21 protein-coding genes are annotated in these 22,019 nt (G+C 66.9%); 6 read left to right on the top strand and 15 right to left on the bottom strand.

The window, feature by feature from the left end:
* Positions 1-45: 45 nt before the first annotated feature.
* Entirely contained in the window at positions 46-819 is a 774-nt protein-coding gene (locus SAZ01S_RS15795; protein WP_084583243.1) for a SapC family protein, read from the bottom strand.
* 53 nt (positions 820-872) lie between these two features.
* Positions 873-2,321, bottom strand: a complete 1,449-nt coding sequence (locus SAZ01S_RS15800; protein WP_084583299.1) for an FAD-binding oxidoreductase — start codon at positions 2,319-2,321, stop codon at positions 873-875.
* A 75-nt stretch (positions 2,322-2,396) separates the two neighbouring features.
* Between SAZ01S_RS15800 and SAZ01S_RS15805 the strand changes: the two genes are divergently transcribed.
* Positions 2,397-2,849, top strand: coding sequence for a hypothetical protein (locus SAZ01S_RS15805; RefSeq protein ID WP_084583244.1), 453 nt, complete (start codon positions 2,397-2,399; stop codon positions 2,847-2,849).
* An 83-nt stretch (positions 2,850-2,932) separates the two neighbouring features.
* Positions 2,933-4,369 carry a DEAD/DEAH box helicase gene (locus SAZ01S_RS15810; RefSeq protein ID WP_084583245.1) on the top strand — a complete coding sequence of 479 codons (1,437 nt, stop codon included), beginning with the start codon at positions 2,933-2,935 and terminating at the stop codon, positions 4,367-4,369.
* A gap of 19 nt (positions 4,370-4,388) precedes the next feature.
* Here the strand turns inward: SAZ01S_RS15810 and SAZ01S_RS15815 are convergent, their stop codons facing one another.
* From SAZ01S_RS15815 to SAZ01S_RS15850, 8 genes are all read right to left on the bottom strand, one after another.
* Positions 4,389-5,222 (bottom strand): metallophosphoesterase, encoded by an 834-nt coding sequence (locus tag SAZ01S_RS15815; protein WP_174596130.1) that lies wholly within the window; start codon positions 5,220-5,222, stop codon positions 4,389-4,391.
* 47 nt (positions 5,223-5,269) lie between these two features.
* The gene (locus SAZ01S_RS15820; RefSeq protein WP_084583301.1) at positions 5,270-7,825 is read right to left on the bottom strand and encodes a TonB-dependent receptor; all 2,556 of its coding nucleotides are present in this window, start codon (positions 7,823-7,825) and stop codon (positions 5,270-5,272) included.
* A gap of 165 nt (positions 7,826-7,990) precedes the next feature.
* Positions 7,991-9,643 carry a tetratricopeptide repeat-containing sulfotransferase family protein gene (locus tag SAZ01S_RS15825; protein WP_245824934.1) on the bottom strand — a complete coding sequence of 551 codons (1,653 nt, stop codon included), beginning with the start codon at positions 9,641-9,643 and terminating at the stop codon, positions 7,991-7,993.
* 201 nt (positions 9,644-9,844) lie between these two features.
* Positions 9,845-10,483 carry a glutathione S-transferase family protein gene (locus SAZ01S_RS15830; RefSeq protein WP_084583246.1) on the bottom strand — a complete coding sequence of 213 codons (639 nt, stop codon included), beginning with the start codon at positions 10,481-10,483 and terminating at the stop codon, positions 9,845-9,847.
* Positions 10,484-10,561: 78 nt separating this feature from the next.
* Positions 10,562-11,425, bottom strand: coding sequence for a dienelactone hydrolase family protein (locus SAZ01S_RS15835; RefSeq protein ID WP_084583247.1), 864 nt, complete (start codon positions 11,423-11,425; stop codon positions 10,562-10,564).
* A gap of 295 nt (positions 11,426-11,720) precedes the next feature.
* Positions 11,721-12,374, bottom strand: a complete 654-nt coding sequence (locus tag SAZ01S_RS15840) for a DUF1013 domain-containing protein (protein WP_174596133.1) — start codon at positions 12,372-12,374, stop codon at positions 11,721-11,723.
* 119 nt (positions 12,375-12,493) lie between these two features.
* On the bottom strand, positions 12,494-13,516 hold the full coding sequence (locus SAZ01S_RS15845) for a glycosyltransferase family 4 protein (RefSeq protein WP_084583303.1): 1,023 nt from the start codon (positions 13,514-13,516) through the stop codon (positions 12,494-12,496).
* A 23-nt stretch (positions 13,517-13,539) separates the two neighbouring features.
* Positions 13,540-14,418, bottom strand: a complete 879-nt coding sequence (locus tag SAZ01S_RS15850) for a UDP-2,3-diacylglucosamine diphosphatase (protein ID WP_084583249.1) — start codon at positions 14,416-14,418, stop codon at positions 13,540-13,542.
* 189 nt (positions 14,419-14,607) lie between these two features.
* On the opposite strand from SAZ01S_RS15850, the gene SAZ01S_RS15855 reads away from it, so the two are divergent.
* Both SAZ01S_RS15855 and SAZ01S_RS15860 read left to right on the top strand, forming a co-directional pair.
* On the top strand, positions 14,608-15,039 hold the full coding sequence (locus SAZ01S_RS15855; protein WP_084583250.1) for a hypothetical protein: 432 nt from the start codon (positions 14,608-14,610) through the stop codon (positions 15,037-15,039).
* Positions 15,040-15,072: 33 nt separating this feature from the next.
* A complete protein-coding gene (locus SAZ01S_RS15860; RefSeq protein ID WP_084583251.1) occupies positions 15,073-15,495 on the top strand; it encodes a hypothetical protein in 423 nt (140 codons plus the stop codon).
* Here the strand turns inward: SAZ01S_RS15860 and SAZ01S_RS15865 are convergent, their stop codons facing one another.
* Positions 15,496-16,506, bottom strand: a complete 1,011-nt coding sequence (locus SAZ01S_RS15865) for an NAD(P)H-quinone oxidoreductase (RefSeq protein ID WP_174596131.1) — start codon at positions 16,504-16,506, stop codon at positions 15,496-15,498. It lies immediately after the preceding gene.
* A 79-nt stretch (positions 16,507-16,585) separates the two neighbouring features.
* On the opposite strand from SAZ01S_RS15865, the gene SAZ01S_RS15870 reads away from it, so the two are divergent.
* The gene (locus SAZ01S_RS15870) at positions 16,586-16,783 is read left to right on the top strand and encodes a DUF1192 domain-containing protein (protein WP_084583252.1); all 198 of its coding nucleotides are present in this window, start codon (positions 16,586-16,588) and stop codon (positions 16,781-16,783) included.
* Between the two features lie 138 nt (positions 16,784-16,921).
* Positions 16,922-19,243 carry an ATP-dependent Clp protease ATP-binding subunit ClpA gene (gene clpA / locus SAZ01S_RS15875; RefSeq protein WP_084583253.1) on the top strand — a complete coding sequence of 774 codons (2,322 nt, stop codon included), beginning with the start codon at positions 16,922-16,924 and terminating at the stop codon, positions 19,241-19,243.
* A 122-nt stretch (positions 19,244-19,365) separates the two neighbouring features.
* Here the strand turns inward: clpA and SAZ01S_RS15880 are convergent, their stop codons facing one another.
* From SAZ01S_RS15880 to galE, 4 genes are all read right to left on the bottom strand, one after another.
* Positions 19,366-19,689 carry a UrcA family protein gene (locus SAZ01S_RS15880; RefSeq protein ID WP_084583254.1) on the bottom strand — a complete coding sequence of 108 codons (324 nt, stop codon included), beginning with the start codon at positions 19,687-19,689 and terminating at the stop codon, positions 19,366-19,368.
* A gap of 400 nt (positions 19,690-20,089) precedes the next feature.
* Entirely contained in the window at positions 20,090-20,413 is a 324-nt protein-coding gene (locus SAZ01S_RS15885; RefSeq protein ID WP_167693192.1) for a UrcA family protein, read from the bottom strand.
* Positions 20,414-20,656: 243 nt separating this feature from the next.
* On the bottom strand, positions 20,657-20,926 hold the full coding sequence (locus SAZ01S_RS15890; protein WP_084583256.1) for a hypothetical protein: 270 nt from the start codon (positions 20,924-20,926) through the stop codon (positions 20,657-20,659).
* A gap of 66 nt (positions 20,927-20,992) precedes the next feature.
* Positions 20,993-21,991 carry a UDP-glucose 4-epimerase GalE gene (gene galE / locus SAZ01S_RS15895; RefSeq protein WP_084583257.1) on the bottom strand — a complete coding sequence of 333 codons (999 nt, stop codon included), beginning with the start codon at positions 21,989-21,991 and terminating at the stop codon, positions 20,993-20,995.
* Between the last annotated feature and the right edge of the window lie 28 nt (positions 21,992-22,019).

Consider the following 22,019-nt stretch of genomic DNA (forward strand, 5'->3'; position numbering starts at 1 on the left):
CCCCTCCCCTGAAGGGGAGGGGCTTACGTAGACTTCAGCCTTGACTCACCCGACCAGCTGCACCTCGGGCTGCCAGCCCGCGCGCATCTGGCGGGCGAACAGCTCGCGCATCTGCGCCAGCGAGAAGAGGTGGGCGTAGATGAGCGGCAGCATGCCGTTCTGCACGATCTTGCGCAGCTGATCGCCGCGCATCTCGTTCAGCTTGTTCTCGTCGACCATCATGAAGCCGCGATAGATGAAGGGCTGCTCGGCGCCGTCCGGCTGGATCGAGACTTCGCCGTCGATCAGCAGGTTCATGTCCTTCAGTTCCCGCATGAACTGGCCGGTGCGGGCGCCAGCGGCCTCGAACTGCTCGTTGAACTGCAGGATGTTCTTGGTGACCTCGCTCGGCTCGGTGCCGTCGAACAGCGCTTCGCCTTCCTCGAACTTGCCGACCACGTCCGAGGTCGGATCGAAGCACAGCGACAGCTCGTCGCTCTCGGGACGGAGGCGCGCGAGCAGGAACGGATAGCGGCGGATATAGGCCGGGACGTAGAAGTTCGTGTCGACCAGCTTGCCTTCTTCGTCGAAGAAGGTGTTCACGCCTTCGTTCAGGCCCATCAGCGCGAGCGGCACGGGATCCTCGCCCACCGAGAAGACGATCGGCATGAAACGCTGGACCAGCGGGAATTCCTCGACGGTGACCGGCACGGCGTGCTGCTTGGCGAGGAACGGGGCGCGATCGGTCGAGCGCGTACGGAAATCGGCATGGACCTGGCTCGAAAGAGGCTCGAGCTGATTGTAAAACAAGGGAAGCGACTGCTGCGGCGCGCTGGCCATGAGGATCTCCTGAGAACTTTTTCCGTTGAAACGCGTTTCAACGCGCCCGCGGTCTATTTGCTGATGCTTGCGGGCGCAAGCGCGACCAGCTTTCCGGGATTGAGAATCAAATTTGGATCGAGCGCAGACTTGATCGCGCGCAGCGCCGCCATGCGTGCCGGCGGCGACAACCGGGCGAGTTCGTCGCGCTTCATCTGGCCGATGCCATGCTCGGCCGAGATCGAGCCGCCTGCCGCCACCACCATGTCGTGGACCAGCCGGGTGATCTGCGGCGCCTGTTCGGCATACCAGCGGTCGCGATCGGCGCCCTTGGGCGCGCGGACGTGGAAATGGACGTTGCCGTCGCCGAGATGGCCATAGGCGATCGAATGCGTGCCGGGAAAGCGCGCCTCGGCCTCGGCGCCGCCTTCCACCATGAAGCGCGGCATATCCTCCACCGGCACCGAGATGTCGTGCTGCACGGCCGGCCCCGCCGCGCGCTCGGCCTCGGAAATCGAGTGGCGGATGCGCCAGAAGCCCTCGGCCTGCGCCTCGCTGGCGGCGATCACCGCATCCTCGGCGAGCCCCGCCTCGAACGCCTGGGCGAGCATTTGCTCCAGCACCGTCGCCGGCGCCTCGGCGGTCGCGTCGCTGGTCACCGCCTCGATCAGCACATGCCAGCGATGCACGCCTGCCAGCGGCACCCGCGTTCCCGGTACATGCTCGAGCACCAAGGCGACGGTATCGTCGGGCATGATTTCGAAGCTTTCGACCATGTCGGTCGCCGCCTGCAGCCGGCGGAGCAGGGTGAGCGCCTGGGCCGGGCTGGCCAGCCCCACCCAGGCGACCGCCCGCGCGGCTGCTGCCGGCGCCAGCCGCAGCGTCGCGGCGGTGACGATGCCGAGCGTGCCTTCCGCGCCGATCAGCAGCTGGTTGAGGTCATAGCCGCGGTTGTCCTTCTTCAGCGCCGACAGGCCGTCGTGCACCGATCCGTCGGGCAGCACCGCCTCGACGCCCGCGACCAGCGCGCGCATCGTGCCGAAGCGGAGCACCTGCACCCCGCCGGCATTGGTCGAGACCAGGCCGCCGATCGTCGCGCTGCCCCGCGCGCCGAGATCGAGTGGGAAGCGGCGCCCGGCGGTCTCCGCCGCGTCGCGGAAATTGGCGAGGATCACTCCTGCCTCGGCAACGGCCAGATTGGCGTCGGCGTCCATCCGCCGGATGCGGTTCATACGGCGGGTGGACAGCAGCAGCGCCGACCCGTCCGCCGGTGGCACAGCGCCGCCGACCATGCCGGTATTGCCGCCCTGCGGCACCAGCGGCACGCCGAGCTCATTGGCCAGCGCGAGCAGCGCGCTGACCTCTTCGGTCGAGCCCGGCGACAGGATCGCGGGCGCCGCGCCGTGATACCGGCGACGCCAGTCGGTCAGCCAGGGTTCGATGTCCTGCGGATCGGTGGTAACGGCCTTGGGGCCGAAACGCTCGGCGGCGAAGGTCGCGATGCGAAGCTGCTCGGGTGTCATGACCGTTGCGCGATAGCATGGCGTGCGGCAGTTCATCCACCGTTCAAGCCGATGTTCCTACGATCCGAGCCCATAATGCCGAATCTGCCGACTGCCGCCGCCGGCCTTGCGCTGTTGCTTGCCGCCCCCGCGGCGAACCCGGTCGCGCCCGTCGAACTCGGCCAGTCCCCGCCGTTCCAGCAGCACGTGACCATCCATGTGCCGCGCATGACCGTGACGACGACGACCATCGTCGTCCGCGAGGCGCCTGCCCGGCTCGTCGAGCGCAAGACCAAGAGCTGCGTCGACATGGATCGCATCCAGGGCTTCACCGTCAACGCCGCCGACAGCGTGGACCTCATCCTGGAGGACGGATCGCTGCTGCGCGCCAAGCTGGGGGCGGAATGCCCGGCGCTCGGCTTCTACTCCGGCGCCTATCTGAAACCGACCCGCGACAGCAAATTCTGCGCCGGCCGCGACGCGCTTCGCTCCCGATCGGGGCGAACTTGCCCCGTCCAGGCGTTCAAGAACCTCGTTCGGGCACGCTGAAGCTTGACTTTTGCGGTTGAATCCGCAAGCGCCATGCCTTCTGTAAAGGTGCATAGCGACGCGCCCTATTTCCGGACATTTGCATGAGCTTTGCCGACCTCGGCCTTTCTGACGACCTTCTCCGCGCGGTGACCGACGCCGGCTATACCGAGCCGACTCCGATCCAGCGCCAGGCGATCCCGTCGGTGCTGATGGGCAAGGACCTGATCGGCATCGCCCAAACGGGCACCGGCAAGACCGCCGCCTTCGTGCTCCCGATGATCGACGTGCTCGGCGAAGGGCGCACCCGCGCGCTGATGCCGCGCTCGCTGATCCTCGAGCCGACGCGCGAACTGGCCGCGCAGGTCGCCGAGAATTTCGAGAAATACGGCGTCAACCACAAGCTCTCGATGGCGCTGCTGATCGGCGGCGTGCAGATGGGCGACCAGGTCAAGGCGCTGGAAAAGGGCGTCGACGTCCTCATCGCCACCCCGGGCCGGCTGATGGACCTCTATGGCCGCGGCAAGATCCTGCTCACCGGCTGCAGCCTGCTGGTGATCGACGAGGCGGACCGGATGCTCGACATGGGGTTCATCCCCGATATCGAGGAAATCTGCACCAAGCTGCCCAAGGTGCGCCAGACGCTGCTGTTCTCGGCGACGATGCCGCCGCCGATCAAGAAGCTGGCCGATCGCTTCCTCACCGATCCGAAGACGATCGAAGTGGCGCGCCCCGCCAGCACCAACACCAACATCACCCAGCGCATCGTCCAGGTGTCGGCCACCGCGCATGTGAAGCGCGACGTGCTGCGCCGCCTGCTGCAGCAGGATGAAGTCTCGACGGCGATCATCTTCTGCAACCGCAAGACGACCGTGCGCGACCTCAACAAGAGCCTGAAGAAGCACGGCTTCCGCTCGGCCGAGATCCATGGCGACATGGACCAGTCCGCCCGCATTGCCGAGCTCGACCGGTTCAAGAATGGCGACGTCAACATCCTCGTCGCCTCGGACGTTGCGGCACGTGGCATCGACGTGAAGGGCGTGAGCCACGTCTTCAACTTCGACGCACCCTGGCACCCGGACGATTATGTCCACCGCATCGGCCGCACCGGCCGCGGCGGCGCCACCGGCACCGCCTATACGCTGGTGACCCCGGAGGACGCCGAGAACATCGCCGAGATCGAGAAGCTGACCGGCCACAAGATCGAGCGCGTGCCCAGCCCGGTGGCGACCGACGACGCCGAGGATGCACCTGCGCCCAAGCGCACCCGGGGCGGCAAGCGCGAAGCCAAGAAGCCCGAACCGCGCCGCGAGGACGTCGCCGCCGAGACGCCGGCCAAGCCCAAGTCGCGCCGCGCCGCGCCGGCCCGCGAGGAAGCCGCTCCGGCCCCCGCCCCGCGCGAGGAGCAGCGCAGCCGCCCGGTCCGCGACGAGCGGCCGGCGCGCGACGATCGCCGCCGCCGCCGTGATCAGGACGATGGTCCGGACGATGGCTGGAACGGCCCGATCCCGGACTTCCTCAACTACACGATCGACGCCTGAACCGCGCGGGGCCGGTGCGTCAGCGCCGGCCTTGCCGCAAGGTGATCAGCCACCAGTCCGGCGGCGCGCCCAACCGCAGCGGCATCGTCCCGCTGCCCACGCCGGCGGTCACCACGATCGTCCGTCCGGCATCTCGCACCACGCCGCAGCGCAGGCGCGGATCGTACAGCAGGCGCCATTGTTCGTGCGGCGAGTGCAGCAGCAGCGGCCCCCAACCGGGCAACACGACCTGCCCGCAATGCGTATGCCCTGCGAGCAGCAGCGGCAGGCCGTGCGGAAGCCTGGCAGTGAGATCGGGTGCATGGGTCAGCACCACCGGCAAACCGCCGATCCGCCGCCACGCCGCCAGCGTCGCCCTTACATCGTCATGGCCGGAATAGCTGTCGTCGACCCCGAGCAGCGCGATCGGCCCGCGCCGGACCGCCCCGTTCTCCAGGACCAGGACACCCGCCCGCGCCAGCGCCGTCCGGATCGCGGCGGGGGCGGTCCAATGGTCGTGATTGCCGAGCACCGCGATCACGCCCCCCGGCGCACGCAGCTCGGCCAGCGGCGCCGTCAGTCCCGCCGCGCGGGCATCGGCGCCGGTCGCGTCGTGGCCGATCACCATGTCGCCGGCGAGCAGCACGATATCCGGATGCGCCGCGTTGACCTGCGCCACGATCCGGCGCAGCCGGGCATCGTCCATGCTGCGCGCGCCGAAATGGATGTCGGACAAGAGCGCCAGCCGGAGCGGGGGCGCACCGTCCGGCCAGCCCCTCACCGCCACGTCCAAACGGCGCGCCACGGGATCGCGCAACGCCTCTCGATAGCCGACCAGCGCCGCGAGGCCGATCAGCCCGAGCAGCGCAAGCACTGCCCAGGCCGCCGCCTTCCAGCAGCGCCCGGCCGCGCCGCCCGGACCTAGAATTTGGCCCCCGCCCGGATGCCGATCGTACGCGGCGTGATCGGCACGATATAGCTCCGGCCGCACGATCCGCACTCCTGGAAGCGCGAGAGCTGGCCGCGCTCGTCGGCAAGGTTGGTGACGAACAGCTCGAGGTTGAACCGCTCGAACTCGGCGCCCGCCGCCAGGCCCACCGTGGTGAACGCCTCCAGCCGCCCGAACAATTGCGCCGGGCTGACGATCGCGCCGGTACCGGTCTGGTAAATCGCCGTGCGGATGTCCGAGGCGGCCGAGCTCTGGTGCGACACCGTCGCCTGGCCATAGGCCTTCGCCGCCCCCACCGGCACGGTGTAGCGCGCCGTCCCGCTCAGCTTGACCTGGGGCGTGATCGGCAGCCGCGTTCCGCTGGGCGCCGAGACCAGGTTGCCATTGCCGGTATCCTTGCAGGTATAGGTCGGGTCGTCGAACAGGCAGAGGTTCTTGGTGGTCTTGGCATCGGTGTAGCTGCCAGCCGCGGTCAGCGACAGGCCGCCGCTGGTGAACGCCGCATCGGCCTCCACGCCCCGGATGCGCGCGTTGGGACCGTTGTGGATCTCGGTAAAGCTGTTCGCGCCGAGGAAGGCGAACTGGAACTTGTCCCAATCCTGCTGGTACACCGCCGCGTTCAGCTTCAGCGCGCCGCCGAGCAACGTCGTCTTGGCGCCGAGTTCGTAGTTGGTCAGGAAATCGGCCTGATAGGGTTGCACATCGACGCGCCGGTTGATGCCGCCCGGGCGGAAGCCGCGCGAGACCGTGCCGTAGATCAGCACGCCCTTGGTCGGCTTCCAGCTGAGATTGAAGCGATAGGTCGCCCCCTGCCCCTGCGCCCGCACCGGCAGCAACCCGCCGCCGCGGGCATAGGTGGCGAGGTTGGTGCAGGGTCCGCCGGCCACGGCGGCCGGGAGCAGGGTGGTCCCGGCCCCTGCCGCGATCGCGTCGCGGAGCCGCAGCCCGTCGCTGGTGAAGCACTGCGCCACGCCGGTGCGCGAGCTGCCAGCACCGTTATATGGTTTGTCGGTAAAGCCGTTACCCGGGTTCCGACCAAAGCCGAAGAAGCCGATCAGCGTGTTGTCGTAGATATAGCCGCGGCCCCCGGCGGTGGCGGTCAGCGTGTTGGTGAGGTCATAGCTGACTTCGCCGAACGCCGCATAGTCACGGTCGACGCGATGCTGCTGGGTAAGCCAAAGCGTCCCCGGATGGCCGTTGACCGAGAGATTGTCGGCCAGCCCGGTGACGCGATAGTCCTGGTGGATGTCGTTCGACTGGCGCTGATAGAACAGGCCGGCGACCACCCGCAGCCGCTCGCTGGAGGGCGAGGCGACGCGCAGTTCCTGGCTGGTCTTCTTGAAATGATCGGTGCCGATGATGCGCTGGCGCGGATCGATCGCCTTGCCGGCATTGTCCGAGAAGTAGAAATAGCCGGCGAGACCGCCCACCGAGGAATAGAGCGAGTCATACGCCTCGGCATAATCGGTATAGTCGCTCGACTGGGTGTCGCGCCGGTCGAGATAGGCGCCGGCATAGGTGAGGTCCCAGTTGCCCACCCGGCCCTCGATGGTCAGCGCCGCCTGGATGAAGCGGTCGCGCCGATATTCGGGGAAGAAGTGCTGGACCTGGAGATCGCCGACCTTGGGATCATAGCCATAGGCACCGTGGCTGCGCGTTTCCTGGTAGATGGCGTTCGGCGTAACCGTCCAGTTGTCGTCGAGATCAACCTTCAGAGCGGCGCGGCCGCCCCAGATCTCGGTATCGTTGTAATTGTTCTTCACGAACGCCTTGTTGTCGACCACCACGCCGCCCTTGGTGGCGGTGCACGACGCGGGCGTCGGCTCGGGCAGGAAGCTGCGGCAGCCGGCCACATTGTCGATATAGCCGGCGTCGCGCTGGTAGAAGCCGACGAGGCGCAGCGCCGCCATTTCGTTGATCGGCAGGTTCAGCATGCCTTCCAGCTTGCCGCCCACGCCGCCCTTGTTGACCGTGTTCACCTCTGCGTCGACGCGGCCATAGGTGCCCTTGTGGTCGGGCTGGTTGGTGATGATGCGGATCGTGCCTGCCTCCGACGAGGCGCCGTAGAGCGTGCCCTGCGGACCCGCCAGGCTCTCGATGCGCGCAATGTCGTAGACATGCACGTCGAGGTTGCCGCCGATCGTGGTAACCGGCTGCTCGTCGAGATAGACGCCCACCGACGGCAGCGCGCCCGAATGGTTGCCGTCACCGCCCGACGCGACGCCACGCATATAGACAACGTTGGTGCCCGGCGTGCCGCCCAGCGCTTGGAACGAGACCGACGGCAGCTGCTGGACATAGTCCTTGAAGTTGCTGACGTTCAGCTCGTCGAGCCGCTGCGTGCCGAGCGCCTGGATGCTGATCGGGACGTTCTGGATGCTTTCGCTGCGCTTCTGCGCGGTGACGACGATCTCGTTCGAATCCGTCGGCGGCGGAGCGTCGGCTTGTTGCTGGGCCAGCGCAGGCGTGGCGGCGAGCATGGTGGACGCGAGCAGCAGCGAACGAACGACGCACCGGTTGAGCGGCATGGAAATCCCCCGATTGTTGCGCCGCAGCGTCTTGCGCAACGCTGTCACGGTCAAGCGGGGGAGACGTGAGCTGCTGTTGAATGGTCAGGATTGTTCAACAAGTGTGACGATTCAGCAACAAAGCCGCAACCGTGCGGTGACACATTTGTCGGGTATTGCGCGGCGTCAAGATGCAGAGAACGGCACCGCCGGATAGGCCGTCAACACCTCGCCCAGCGCCGCCTTGAGCGGATCGAGCCAAGGCTCGAACGGCTTCCAGCCTTCCACGCCCTCGCGGAAAATGGGGCGTCGCACCTGTTCCGAACTCGCGGTACGCACCGCACGCGCGGTCTTGTAGAAGGACAGGCAGGCGGGCTCGAATTCCAGCCCGCAGGCCGCGAGCAGCGCGCGGACTTGCGCTTCGGTATCGTCCACCATCGCTTCGTAGAACACGCGGTGCACCCGCCCGGGCGCCACTGCATCGACATGCGCCATCAGCCGCACATAGTCACAATAATAGCGGCCCATGTCGTCCAGCGCATAGCTGAAGCCTTGGCCGCGGGCGAAATGCTGCTTGAAGTTGGAGAAGCAGCAGCCGAGCGGATGGCGGCGCGCGTCGATGATCCGCGCATTGGGCAGCGCCAGCAGGATCAGCGGCACATGCGCCCAGTTGTTGGGCAGCTTGTCGATGAAGAACGGGCGGTCGGTGCGGCGCTGGATGCGCGTGCGGCGCAGATAGGCCTCGCCCAGCGCGCGCAGCGGCGCGCCACCGAGCTCGGCAAGCCCCGCGGGATAGCCGGCGATCTCGCGCGCCAGCACCGGCAGGTCGGCCAGCTCGGCGGTGCCTTCGACCTGGCTGTGGCTCGACAGGATCTGCTCGACCAGCGTCGACCCCGCGCGTGGCATGCCGAGGATGAAGATCGGGTCGGGTGCGGTGCAGCCCTGCCCGGTACGCGCCGCCAGCAGCCCGGGCGTGAGATGGGCGATATGCGCATCGACCAGCCGGGTCGTGTCCTCGGCAGCGTAGCGGAGCGACCGGCGGCGCAGCGCATTGCCGGCGGCATAATGCGCGAAGGCCGGCGCCGCCTGCCCCCGCTCCTCCAGCGCCTTGCCGAGCGCAAAATCGAGGTGGAAACGATCCTCCTCGGCAAGATCGGTGCCGGCAAGCGCCGCCGCCATCGCCGCGAGATCGGCGTCGTCGAAGCGCACCGTCTTGAGGTTGGCGAGGCTCCACCATGCCTCGCCGAGCGCCGGCATCAGCGCGATCGACTGGCGATAAGCCGCGACCGCGTCGGCCTGGCGGCCGACCGTCTTGAGCATATGGCCATAGCTCATCCACACACGCGGCTGGTTGGGCGCCTGTTCCAGCACGCGCTGGTAGAGGCCGATCGCCGCGTCGAAGTCGCCGAGTCGCGCATTCGCCGCCGCCTGAAGATTGGTATGGGTGGGATTGTCCGGCTCGTCAGCCAGCACGCGATCGAGCTCGGCCAGCGCCTCGACCGGGCGATTAAGCCGGTAGAGCACCAGCGCAAGGTTGGCGCGCGCCGGCGTGAAGCCGGGGGCGAGCTCCACCGCGCGGCGGAGCAGCGCCTCGGCATCGCGGTACCGGCCGATCCGCCCGGCAAGCTCGGCGAACATCCGGATCGCGGCGACGTCGAACGGATCGTCCTTCAGATGCGCGCGCAGCAGCGGCTCGGCGACGTGCAGCTGGTTGTCGTGCAGCGCCAGCGCCGCGTCGATCAGCCGAGGTGGATAGCGCCCCGCGGTGGCGATCCAGCTTTGTGACGGGGCCGAAGCGTGCGGCTCGTCCGGGCCATGTTCTGCAACGGCGCTGGTCATGCCGAGCGGCTCCCAGGCCACCCAACCGTCATTCCCGCGGAGGCGGGGATCCATTGGCGCTGGTACCGCAGTTCTTTCCCCAAGCGCACTGGCCAATGGATTCCCGCCTCCGCGGGAATGACGTTCGATTTTGACATCGCTCGACGTCTGATCCTCACTTTCCCGCGCACCGCGCAACCATCGGCGAGCGGGGCGCAGGGATCAAGCCGGTTCGGCGGCCTTCTGCGCGGCGGCGACCAGCGCGTCGTCGAGCGCCCAGGCGCGCTTGTACGCCTCGCGGCTCTGCACGCGCTCGACATAGGCGAGGAACGAATCGCGCTTGGGAAGCATCCCGAACATGGTCAGCCAGCCGATCTGCGAACCGAGATACACGTCGGCCGCGGTGAAACGCGCGCCGGTCACATAGGACCGCGACGACAGCAGCCCGTCCAGCACCTCGACGACGAGATCGTAAGTACCATAGCCGAACATCCGGCTCTTTTCCTCAGCCGCGACGAAGGCTGCAGCGTGGTTGGTCGCCGCCTGCTCCACCGGGCCCGCCGCGTAGAACAGCCAGCGATAATAGTCGGCCCGCTCCTCGGGCAGCGGCGCCAGACCCGCCTCGGGAAACGCCTCCGCCAGATAAGCGCAGATCGCAGCGCATTCGGTGACGACCTTGCCGTCATGGACGATGGCCGGCACCTTGCCCATCGGGTTGATCGCGCGATACGCCTCACCTTTCATCGTCGAGGCATAATCGAGCACCTCGACGCCATAAGTCGCGCCCACTTCCTCGAGCATCCAGCGCGCGATCCGGCCGCGCGACTGCGGGTTGGTGTAGAGAATCAGCTGGTCCGTCATGGCCCCGTACCCCTGTTGCTCCCGACTCGATCGGCCGGGAACAAGAAGGGAACACGAAACCGCCAGCAGGTCAACCGGTCAGAGGCTGGCGAAGGTCGCGAGCAGGCGGTCCCAGGCACGATCGGCCTGCGCGGCGTTGTAGACGCGGCTGTCCGGCGGGCACCAGCCGTGCATCGTGCCGGCATAGACCTCGATCTCCGCCGGGACTTTTGCCGCGGCGAAGGCCGTACGCAGTGCGTCCTTGTCGCCGGGAGCGCGCGCGTCGTCATTCTCGGCGATGGCAAACAGGTAGCGTCCCTGCAGCTGCGGCGCGAGCTTGTGCGGACTGTCGGCCGCCTCGGTCACCAGCGGCGCGCCGTGGAAGCTGCCCCCGGCCTTCACCCGGCCGGATAGCGCGGCGGCGGTGCGCACGACAAACGGTCCGCCCATGCAATAACCGGTGCTGCCCATGCCGCGCTTGGTGTCGACCTCCGGCTGCGCGTCGAGGAAGGCGGCGAAGGTCTTCGCGTCGGCGGTGATCGCCGCCGGGGTGAGCGGTTCGCGCCACGGCATGATCATCGCGCGCACCTCGGGCTGGTCGAACGACTGGCCGGGCTTGAGGAACGGTGCCTTGGTCGAGCGGTAGAACTGGTTGACGGTCAGGACCGCATAGCCCGATTGCGCCAGCCGATCGGCCATCTGCCGGAAGGCGGGACGGAGCCCCATGATGTCGGGCCAGACCAGCACCGCGGGGTGCCGGCCGCTGGTAGGCGCGACGAAATAGGCATCGGCGGTGCCGTCGGCGGTCTTGATGGTGACGTCGCGCCCCTGCACCGCCGCAGCATTGGCGGGACTGGGCAGGATGGCCATGATTCCGGTCGCGGCTGCGGCGGCGGTGAAGCCGCGGCGGGTCAGGCCGCCCAGCACGCGATCGTTTTCGGCTGCGGTATGCTCGTCACACATGGCGATCCTCCTCCTGTCGGGGCTCTTTGACACGACTCACCCTCACCCTCCCCACCGCCTCCGGCGGCGGGTCCCCTCCCTCTCCCGCAGGCGGGAGAGGAGCCATTGAATCCCTCTCCCGCAGGCGGGAGAGGGAGGGAGGCGCGGAGCGCCGGAAGGGTGAGGGTGATGAAGGTCCATCACCCAAGCGCTTGATACCGCACCCGATCGCCCCCGCAAAGCTGCCCCAACAAGCAGAACGGGCCCCGGCGCAGAATGCGCCGAGGCCCGCTCATTCACGCCCGGGAAGGCGATCTCAATGCTTGAACAGGCTCTCCGCCGTATGCTCGATCGGCCCGGCTTCCTGCGCCTCGGGCACATGGCTCGCGGCATAGCGCTCGGCGCGGAGCTGCTCGATCAGCGCCTCGCGGTCGCCCTCGAGGCGGGTATCGGTCGGCGCCTCGATGCCGGCGGCCTTGGCGGCCTTTGCCACCAGCGCGTCCAGCTCGCGCTGCGAGCACAGGCCGAGCGTCACCGGGTCCTTCGGGACGATGTTGCCGATGTTCCAGTGGGTGCGGTCGCGGATCGCGGCGATGGTGGTGCGGGTGGTACCGATCAGCTTGCCGATCGCGCCGTCCGACACTTCCGGATGGTTGCGCAGGATCCAGGCGATGCCGTCCGGCTTGTCCTGGCGCTTGGAGACCGGCGTGTAGCGCGGGCCCTTGGTGCGGCGGACCTGCTCGGGGCCCTTCTGCATCTTGAGGACGTAATTGGGGTTCGCCTGCCCCTTCTCGATCTCGTCCATCGTCAGTTCGTGCGCGCGCACCGGATCGCGGCCGGTGAGCTTGGTCGCGGCGGTATCGTCGGCGATCGCCTGCACTTCGAGGATGTGGAGACCGCAGAACTCGGCGATCTGCTCGAACGACAGCGACGTGTTGTCGACCAGCCAGGAAGCGGTCGCGTGCGGCATCAGCGGCTGGGCCACGGTGGATCTCCGGAACTTGAAACAATAAGGGCCGCCCATCACGGGCGGCCACACATGGTCTTGATGTAGGGGAGCTTGCCCGCCGGAGCAAGCGTTTCCGCGATTCAGGCGGCGACCTTCTCGCGGTGGATCGGCACCAGGGCGTTGAGGAACTGGCGCGCGCTCGCCTCCCAGGTGAAGCTGCGACCATAGGCGGCGCAGGCAGCGCGATCGAGCGCCAGCGCCTTGTCGATCGCGGTGCCGAGGTCCTCGTCCATCACCCCCGTCTCGGGCGTGAGCACGTCGACCGGCCCGGTCACCGGATAGGCGGCGACCGGCGTGCCGCAGGCCAGCGCCTCGATCATCACCAGCCCGAAGGTATCGGTGCGGCTCGGGAAGACGAACACGTCCGCCGCGGCATAGGCGCTGGCGAGATCGGCACCGAACTGGGCGCCGAGGAACAGCACGTTCGGATATTTCGCCTCCAGCATCGCGCGCGCGGGGCCGTCGCCCACCACCACCTTGGTGCCCGGCCGATCGACGCTGAGAAACGCCTCGAGATTCTTCTCCACCGCCACCCGGCCGACATAGAGCATCACCGGCCCCGCCAGCCCCGCCATGCGCGGATGCGGGGCAAGGCCCGGATGAAAGTTGGCGAGATCGACGCCGCGGCCCCAGTGGCGCACCTGGGTGAGGCCGTGATCGACCAGCGACTGGCGGATCGACGCGGTCGAGGCGAGAATCGTGGAGCTCGGCGTGTGGAACCAGCGGATATAGCGCCAGATCCACTCGGCCGGCACGCCCGAGCGGGCCGAGACATAGTCGGGGAACTGGGTGTGATAGGCGGTGGTGAACGGCCGCTTGTTGCGCAGGCACCAGCGCCGCGCGGCGACGCACAGCGGCCCCTCGGTGGCGAGATGAATCGCGTTGGGGGCGAACTCCTCGAGCATCGCGCCGACCGCCGCCACGCTGGTGATCGCCAGCCGGATTTCGGGATAGGTGGGGCACGGCAGCGAATAGAATTTGTCGGGCGAGACCACCATCACCTGATGGCCCTGGCTCTCCAGCACCCGCCGCACCGATTGGAGCGTGCGGACGACGCCGTTGACCTGGGGCTCCCAGGCATCGGTCACGATTGCGATACGCACGGCCTCGTCCCCCGCCGCTGCCGTCACGCCGCCGCCAGTCTGACCTCGGACTCCGGCTGCGACTCGCGCGCTGCCATCTCGTCGGCCCAGTGGAGGATTTCCATGGACCCGTCGTAATGCTCCACCAGCGCAGTGCAACCCTCTACCCAATCGCCATCGTTATAATAGGCGACGCCGTCGATCGGCCGGATCTCCGCCTTGTGGATATGCCCGGCGATCACCCCATCGACGCCGCGGGCGCCGGCTTCGCGCGCGACGATTTCCTCGAACTTGGAGATGAAGGACACCGCGTTCTTCACCTTCTGCTTGGCGTATTTCGAGAGCGACCAATAGGGCAGCCCCATCCAGCGCCGCACCGTGTTGAGCCAGCGGTTGAGCGTCATCATCATCTCGTACGCGGCGTCGCCCAGATGCGCGAGCCAGCGGTGCGACATGGTGATCGCGTCGAACTCGTCGCCGTGGAGCACCAGCAGGCGGCGGCCGTCGGCGGTGGTGTGGATCGCCTGGCGCTTGATCTTCACGCCGCCGAAATCGAGCCCGGTGAACTGGCGGAACATCTCGTCATGGTTGCCGGGAATATAGACGATCTCGGTGCCGCGCTTCGCCCGCTTGAGCACGCGCCAGACGATGTCGTTGTGCGTCGCAGGCCAATAAAAGCGCTTCTTCATCGCCCAGCCGTCGATGATGTCGCCCACCAGATACATGATGTCGCTGTCGACATGGTCGAGGAAGTCGATCAGCATTTCGGCATTGCATCCGCGCGTGCCGAGATGGACATCGGAAATCCAGATCGCGCGATATTTGCGACGCGCGTCGATCGGACGTTCCGGAATCGTGGGGGTCGCCGCGTGAAAGTCCGCGAGACCCGCGACATCGAACGAAAGCCTGGTGATCGTGGCCATTGCCAAGTTCCCGTGCAGCTACCCTGTGCAGAGACTCGCCTATGGCGCGGCATTGTTACAAATCGAATCGTTGGGATTTCATGCGATTGTCACAGTTGCGCATCGGCTGTGCCATGGCACAACAATTCGCCGTGCCGGCTGCCTTGCTCGGCAACCGGCTCTACAATGCGGTGGGGGAGGAAGAGTCGAATGCCGGTGCAATCGCTGCGGGAAATCACCCGCGACATTCTGGGCATGACCGAACAGATCCTGCGCGCCGGCACACCCCCGATCGATCAGCAGCACCTCGCCGATCTGCGCAAGAAGGTGGCACTGGCGCACAACGACTTCTTCGCCGAGCAGGAGCGCGTGCTGCTGCGGCCGCTGCGGCAGAGCGGCGATCCTGCGCTCGCCGCCATCGCCCGCTGCTGCGTCGAGCGCGACCTCGAGGGGCGACAACTGGGGCTGGTCCACTACCAACGCTGGACGCTCGCGCGGATTGTCGACGACCCCGCCGGCTACCGCGAGGAGGTGCGCAATATCCTACGCTGGATGGAAGCTCGGGTGGTCTATGCCGAACAGACCGCCTATCCGGCCCTCGTGAAAATCATTTCATCTACACAACGGCACCCAGCGGTTTGAAACGCCGCTAGAATGACCTCAGGAAGGACCCTGATGCCATTCACTACCCTGTTCGCTTGCACCCAAGACCTCACCGACGCCGCCACGGCCCTGCTGCAACTCGATGCCCGACCGGCACCCGCCGCGCTCGACGCGGCCCGCACCCGGCTGATCGAGGCGATGCGCATCCACACCGCGACCAAGGACCGGCTGCTGCTCTCCGTGCTCCGCGAAAGCGAGGATTGCGCGCATCTGGGGATGGCGCGCCGCACCACCGAGCAGGACCTCGAATGGCGGCAGCGCACGCTCGATCATTTCGCCGCCTGGCCGCTCCGCGCCGTGCTGGCGGACCCGCAGGGGCATCATCGGGCAACCCAGCGGCTGCTGCGCCTGTTCGAACGCCGGGTCGCGCATCAGGAGCAGTTGCTGCTGCCGATGGCACACGAGGCGCTGTCGCAGCGCCGCCGCGCGGCCTGATCAGGCGGACTGGTCGCCGATCGTCAGCACGATCTTGCCGACATGCTCGCCCGCTTCCATCCGCCGGTGCGCCTCGGGCGCCTGCGCCAGCGGGTAGGTGCGGTCGATCACCGGCCGCAGCTTGCCCTCGGCGACGAGCGGCCACACGTTCCGGCGCAGCTCGTCCGCCAGTAGCGACTTGAACTCCACCGAGCGGGGCCGCAGCGTCGATCCGGTGAGCGTCAGCCGGCGCCGCATCACGTCCCACACCGGGATGGTGGCGGTCGCCCCGCCCTGTACCGCGATCGAGATGTGGCGGCCGTCCTCGGCCAGGCACTGAAGGTTGCGCGCGACATAGTCGCCGCCGACCATGTCGATCACGATCTGCACGCCCTTGCCGCCGGTGAAGGCCTTCACTTCCTCGACAAAGTCCTGCGTCTTGTAGTTGACCGCAAGGTCGGCGCCGAGATCGCGCGCCGCGGCGCATTTCGCATCCGATCCGGCGGTGACCAGGACGGTCAACCCGAACAGCTTGCCGAGCAGGATCGCCATCGTGCCGATGCCGCTGGTGCCGCCATGGACCAGCACGCTCTCGCCCGGCTGCGCCCAGCCGCGATCGAACAGGTTCGACCAGACGGTGAACAGCGTCTCGGGCAGCGCCGCCGCCTCGACGAGGCTCAGCCCCTCGGGCACTTCCAGGCACTGGCCGGCCGGTGCCACCGCAAATTCGGCATAAGCCCCGCCCGCGATCAGCGCGCAAACCTGTTTGCCGAGCAGCGAGTCGTCGGTGCCTTCGCCCAGCGCGACCACCGTGCCGGCGATCTCCATGCCGAGGATCGAGGGCGCACCCGGCGGCGGCGGATATTTCCCCTGCCGCTGCAGCACTTCCGGCCGGTTCACGCCCGCCGCCGCGACTCGCACCAGCAGCTCGCCCGCCCCCGGCTTGGGGATCGGTCGCGCTACCGGTACGAGGACTTCGGGGCCGCCCGGCGCATCAGGATCGATGGCCAGCATCATTTCGGCTGCGATCATTCGGTTCGTCGCTTTTTGGACTAAGGGGAACTCCGGCGCCTTATTGACATCGACCTCCCCAGGGTCAACGTTTCGTCGCATGGACGCCGACGAAAATCTTCCGCGTCGATCCGACGATCTCGCGGCGCAGCTGGCAAGCCAGGACCTCGACCCCTTTTCGGTGGCCGAACTAAAGGCGCGAATCCAGCTACTTGAAGCCGAGATCGGACGGTGTCGCGAAAAGATTCAACGCGCCGTTCATCATCGTGCAAGCGCTGACGCTCTATTTAAGAGATGAGCGTCAAGGCACCGGAACGCGGGCGATACGCCACGATCCTCCGGTGCGGGGCCGCAGCGCTTGATGCGGGGCCTGCCACTCCCGACATAGGGGAAGACGGGCTCAGCACCCTTTCGGCCCGACTGGAGTTGTATCCGAATGCCTAGTTTCGCCTCCGCTCTCGAAGCCACCCTCCACAAGGCGCTCGAGGCTGCGTCCTCGCGCCGGCACGAATATGCGACGCTCGAGCATCTCCTGCTCGCGCTGATCGACGACGAACATGCCTCGAAGGTAATGGGCGCGTGCGGGGTGGACCTGGGCGAACTGAAGACGACCGTGGCGCACTATCTCGATACCGAGCTGGAAGCGCTGAAGGTGGACAACGCCACCGATCCCTCCCCCACCAGCGGCTTCCAGCGCGTCGTCCAGCGCGCGATCCTGCACGTCCAGTCCTCGGGCCGCGACGAGGTGACCGGCGCCAACGTGCTGGTCGCGCTGTTCAGCGAGCGCGAGAGCTATGCGGTCTATTTCCTGCAGCAGCAGGACATGAGCCGGCTCGATGCCGTCAGCTTCATCAGCCACGGCGTCGGCAAGGGCGGCACCACGCCCACCGAGGCGAGCACTCCCAAGGGCGCTGCCGAGGAAGACAAGTCGAACAAGCAGGAGGCGAAGACGGGCAAGGGTGAGAGCGCGCTCAAGCAGTTCACCGTCGACCTCAACGAGAAGGCGAAGATCGGCAAGGTCGATCCGCTGATCGGCCGTTCGGCGGAGGTTGACCGCACCGTCCAGATCCTCTGCCGGCGCAGCAAGAACAACCCGCTCTATGTGGGCGACCCCGGCGTCGGCAAGACCGCCATCGCCGAGGGCCTCGCCCGCAAGATCGTCGAGGGCGAAGTGCCCGAGGTCCTCAAGGACGCGGTGATCTACTCGCTCGACATGGGCGCGCTGCTCGCCGGCACCCGCTATCGCGGCGACTTCGAGGAGCGGCTCAAGCAGGTAGTGTCGGAGCTCGAGAAGCTGCCGCACGCCGTGCTGTTCATTGACGAGATCCACACCGTGATCGGCGCGGGCGCGACCAGCGGCGGCGCGATGGATGCGTCGAACCTGCTGAAACCCGCACTGTCGGGCGGCTCGATCCGCTGCATCGGCTCGACCACCTACAAGGAGTTCCGCAACCATTTCGAGAAGGACCGCGCGCTGCTCCGCCGCTTCCAGAAGATCGACGTCAACGAGCCGTCGGTCGAGGATACGGTGAAGATCCTGGCCGGCCTGCGCTCGGCGTTCGAGCAGCACCATTCGGTGAAGTACACCCCCGACGCGATCAAGTCGGCGGTGGAGCTGTCGGCGCGCTACATCAACGACCGCAAGCTGCCGGACAAGGCGATCGACGTGATCGACGAAGTCGGCGCGATGCAGATGCTGGTGGCGCCGTCCAAGCGCAAGAAGGTGATCACGCCCAAGGAGATCGAGCAGGTCATCGCGACCATGGCGCGCATCCCACCCAAGACCGTCTCGTCGGACGACACCAAGGTGCTCGCCAATATCGAGCAGGATCTGAAGCGCGTCGTGTTCGGCCAGGACAAGGCGATCGAGGTCCTGTCCTCGGCGATCAAGCTCAGCCGCGCGGGCCTGCGCGATCCGGACAAGCCGATCGGCAACTATCTGTTCTCGGGGCCCACGGGCGTCGGCAAGACCGAGGTGGCGAAGCAGCTGGCCAACCTGCTCGGCATCCCGCTCCAGCGCTTCGACATGTCCGAGTACATGGAACGCCACTCGGTCAGCCGACTGATCGGTGCCCCTCCGGGCTATGTCGGCTATGACCAGGGCGGCCTGCTGACCGACGCGGTCGATCAGAACCCGCATTCGGTGCTGCTGCTCGACGAAATCGAGAAGGCGCATCCGGACCTGTTCAATATCCTGCTGCAGGTGATGGACAACGGCAAGCTGACCGACCACCACGGCAAGACCGTCGATTTCCGCAACACCATCCTCATCCTGACCACCAATGCCGGTGCGTCGGACATGGCGAAGGAAAGCGTGGGCTTCGGCGAACTGAGCCGCGAGGACGTGCAGGAAGAGGCGGTGAAGAACCTGTTCACCCCCGAATTCCGCAACCGCCTCGATGCGATCGTGCCGTTCGGCTATCTGCCGCCGGAAGTCGTCGCCCGCGTGGTCGACAAGTTCGTGCTCCAGCTCGAGCTGCAGCTCACCGATCGCGGCGTCCACATCCATCTGGACGAGGAAGCCAAGGCGTGGCTCACCAAGCGCGGCTATGACAAGCTGTACGGCGCGCGCCCGATGGGCCGCCTGATGCAGGAGAAGATCAAGCAGCCGCTCGCCGAGGAGCTGCTGTTCGGCAAGCTCGTCCATGGCGGCGAGGTGAACGTGAAGCTGAAGGACAATGCACTGGCGTTCGAGATTACGCCTGCCGCGCCCAAGAAGCCCAAGAAGGGCAAGAAGGAAGCGCCTGCGGACGTCTGACCGCGCTCGCTTCGGAAACGCAATGGGCCCGGGGGAGCGATCCCCCGGGCCCATTGCATTCTAGGAACGCTAGTTCTTCCCGCATCCCCTCCCGAGCCGGAGGGAAGCGGAAGCGGAAACGATCAGCGCGCGCGGCTCGCCACCAGCACGCCCTGGTTTGCGGCAAGGATGGCCCGATCGGCAGCCTGACGAGCGTCCGCGAGCGCGGCCTTGCGGCAGTTCAGTTCGTCGGCACTGAGCAGCAGCGAGCTGCGACCCGAGTCGATGCGGCAGACGCGCTGGCTCGCCATCACCACCCGGCGCTGCAGTCGGGCGCGGCCTTCGGCGCTCAGCAGTTCGGAAGGCTGGTAGGTGATGTGGACAGTCCTGTCCTCGCGCGTTTGGGCCTGCGCCGGAACGGTGGCGGTTGCACCAAGCATTGCGGCCAGTACGACGAGACGATTCATGGCTCATTCTCCATAGTGAGAGGGATCGCGACCGCACCGCACCGGCATTTCGCAAGCGCGGGCCTCTATCGGACGCGATTAGTCACTCCCGCAATCGATCCTCACGATCGCAGGCAATGCACCAGTATTGAGAAGTAAAAATTACCGTTACCGCATTGCGCATGCAGTTCACGATTATGAGGCGACCGATATCGTCAAGCTAAGCCATGGCCTAGCGGCTGCATAATGGCTCGCGACGCACGTCGGACCGGAAGAAATCTACCTCATATCCGCGAGCACGCGACTGTGCATGCCCTTTAAGCGCGCGCGTCTCCAAACCCACTTTGCCACCATTCAAGTTTTTTCTCTCGCTCGACGCGCAAGCCGCTCCCCGCACCGAACGCGGGGAGCGGTCGCACACTTAATGATCGCTCGCGAGCATGCGCCCCTGATTGGCGGCGAGGATCGCACGCTCGGCCTGTTGGCGGGCATCCGCCAGCGCCGCGCGACGGCAGTTGAGTTCGTCGCGGCTCGCCAGCCGCGATCCGGTCTGCGGCATAGTGCAGACGCGGTTGCTCGCCAGCGCCACCCGGCGCTGGAGTGCGGCGCGGCCCTTGGCATCGAGCAGGTCGCTGGTCTTGTAGGCGACATGCACGGTGGTCTGCCGATGGTCCTGGTCTTGGGCCTGGGCAGGAACCGTGGCGATCGTGCCAAGCATTGCGGCCATCACGATGAAAGTCTTCATGATTGGTCCTCCTGGAAGCGGTGTTGGTCGCGACCTTGTCGCGGCCGGTCTCCGCCGGCTGACCGCGCCTCTACTCTCAATTTGGGTCACCCCCATGGAGGGCGCATGACAGTCCGCGGCAGAAGACATGACATAAATATTTAAGCCGGGCGCAATACTGCGTCGCAACAACTTTCAACGAAAGAAAGTTACCTAGTCAAATCGAAGTACCAACTTGGCACGAAGGGACGACTATTCCACCGATCAGCGCTGCCGCAGGCCGATTCGTCGCGCGACAACCACCGGCGTGTCGCACTGGGCAAACCGCACCACCGGCCGATAGGCATTGGCCAGCGGCTCCTTGTCCAGCGAGCGCAGCGTCGGTGCAGGCGCCTCGCCTTCGCGGACCAGCTGATCGCGGACATTCTCGCACCGGGGCTGCGGCGACGGTGTCGCGACGCTGGGTTTGGGCAGGGCGGAGGCAGCGGGCGCCTCGTCACTTGCCATCGACAGCAGGAACAGGACCATCAGCACCGCCGGCCTCCCTCTGGCGCCTTTAGATGCGCCTGAGAGGATTTTATCAGCTGCTACGGCGGCTGCCTATCGCCCCATTTCGGCCAGCTTGCGCTCCCAGGCGAGCGCATCCCGGACGATGCCGCCCAGGTCGGCATGCTTGGGCCGCCACGGCAGCGCCGCGAGGATCGCGCTGTTGTCCGCCACCAGCGCGTCGGGATCGCCTGCGCGGCGGCCCTCCAGCTTGCGCTCGATCGTCATGTTGGTCACCCGATCGACCGCGTCGAGCACCTCGAGCACCGAGAAGCCGCGGCCATAGCCGCAGTTCATGGTATGACTTTCCTCCGGCCGCGCGATCAGCAGGTCGAGCGCGTCGACATGCGCGGCGGCGAGATCGCTGACATGGATATAGTCACGCACGCCCGTGCCGTCCGGCGTCGCAAAGTCGGTGCCGAACACCGAGACATGCGACCGCTTGCCGGTCGCCGCTTCCACCGCCACCTTGATCAGGTGCGTGGCACCCGCGGTCGACTGGCCGCTGCGCCCCTGCGGATCGGCACCCGCCACGTTGAAATAGCGTAGCGCGCAATAGTTGAGCGGATGCGCTGCCGCCACGTCCTTCAGCATGATCTCGGTCATCAGCTTGGACATGCCGTAGGGATTGATCGGCACCTTGGGGCTGTCCTCGCGGATCGGCACCTGCTCGGGGATGCCATAGGTCGCCGCGGTCGAGGAGAAGATGAAGTGGCGCACGCCCTCGGCCACCACGGCCTCGATCAGCGCGCGGCTGGCGGCGGTGTTGTTGCGATAATATTTGAGCGGATCAGTCACCGATTCCGGCACCACCACCGATCCGGCGAAGTGCATCACCGCGGTCACGCCATGCTCGCGGATCGCCGCGCGGACCGCCGGGATGTCGTCGATGCTGGCGACGACCAGCTTGGCGCGCGGATCCACCGCCCAGTCGAACCCCGTCACCAGATTGTCGATCACGACGACGCGCCAGCCTGCGTCGAGCAGCGCCAGCACCGCATGGCTGCCGATATAGCCCGCCCCACCCGTCACCAGCACCGTACCGTCGCGCATCGTTCGATCCCCTTTGTTCCGCCGCCCC

This window comes from Sphingomonas azotifigens NBRC 15497 (genome assembly GCF_002091475.1).
Taxonomy (GTDB): Bacteria; Pseudomonadota; Alphaproteobacteria; order Sphingomonadales; family Sphingomonadaceae; genus Sphingomonas; species Sphingomonas azotifigens.

Excerpts from the sequence above, each read along its gene's own strand:
- SAZ01S_RS15795 (WP_084583243.1), bottom strand. The coding sequence starts at position 819 with ATGGCCAGCGCGCCGCAGCAGTCGCTTCCCTTGTTTTACAATCAGCTC.
- SAZ01S_RS15800 (WP_084583299.1), bottom strand. The coding sequence starts at position 2,321 with ATGACACCCGAGCAGCTTCGCATCGCGACCTTCGCCGCCGAGCGTTTC.
- SAZ01S_RS15805 (WP_084583244.1), top strand. The coding sequence starts at position 2,397 with ATGCCGAATCTGCCGACTGCCGCCGCCGGCCTTGCGCTGTTGCTTGCC.
- SAZ01S_RS15810 (WP_084583245.1), top strand. The coding sequence starts at position 2,933 with ATGAGCTTTGCCGACCTCGGCCTTTCTGACGACCTTCTCCGCGCGGTG.
- SAZ01S_RS15820 (WP_084583301.1), bottom strand. The coding sequence starts at position 7,825 with ATGCCGCTCAACCGGTGCGTCGTTCGTTCGCTGCTGCTCGCGTCCACC.
- SAZ01S_RS15825 (WP_245824934.1), bottom strand. The coding sequence starts at position 9,643 with ATGACCAGCGCCGTTGCAGAACATGGCCCGGACGAGCCGCACGCTTCG.
- SAZ01S_RS15830 (WP_084583246.1), bottom strand. The coding sequence starts at position 10,483 with ATGACGGACCAGCTGATTCTCTACACCAACCCGCAGTCGCGCGGCCGG.
- SAZ01S_RS15835 (WP_084583247.1), bottom strand. The coding sequence starts at position 11,425 with ATGTGTGACGAGCATACCGCAGCCGAAAACGATCGCGTGCTGGGCGGC.
- SAZ01S_RS15840 (WP_174596133.1), bottom strand. The coding sequence starts at position 12,374 with ATGCCGCACGCGACCGCTTCCTGGCTGGTCGACAACACGTCGCTGTCG.
- SAZ01S_RS15850 (WP_084583249.1), bottom strand. The coding sequence starts at position 14,418 with ATGGCCACGATCACCAGGCTTTCGTTCGATGTCGCGGGTCTCGCGGAC.
- SAZ01S_RS15855 (WP_084583250.1), top strand. The coding sequence starts at position 14,608 with ATGCCGGTGCAATCGCTGCGGGAAATCACCCGCGACATTCTGGGCATG.
- SAZ01S_RS15860 (WP_084583251.1), top strand. The coding sequence starts at position 15,073 with ATGCCATTCACTACCCTGTTCGCTTGCACCCAAGACCTCACCGACGCC.
- SAZ01S_RS15865 (WP_174596131.1), bottom strand. The coding sequence starts at position 16,506 with ATGATCGCAGCCGAAATGATGCTGGCCATCGATCCTGATGCGCCGGGC.
- SAZ01S_RS15870 (WP_084583252.1), top strand. The coding sequence starts at position 16,586 with ATGGACGCCGACGAAAATCTTCCGCGTCGATCCGACGATCTCGCGGCG.
- clpA (WP_084583253.1), top strand. The coding sequence starts at position 16,922 with ATGCCTAGTTTCGCCTCCGCTCTCGAAGCCACCCTCCACAAGGCGCTC.
- SAZ01S_RS15880 (WP_084583254.1), bottom strand. The coding sequence starts at position 19,689 with ATGAATCGTCTCGTCGTACTGGCCGCAATGCTTGGTGCAACCGCCACC.
- SAZ01S_RS15885 (WP_167693192.1), bottom strand. The coding sequence starts at position 20,413 with ATGAAGACTTTCATCGTGATGGCCGCAATGCTTGGCACGATCGCCACG.
- galE (WP_084583257.1), bottom strand. The coding sequence starts at position 21,991 with ATGCGCGACGGTACGGTGCTGGTGACGGGTGGGGCGGGCTATATCGGC.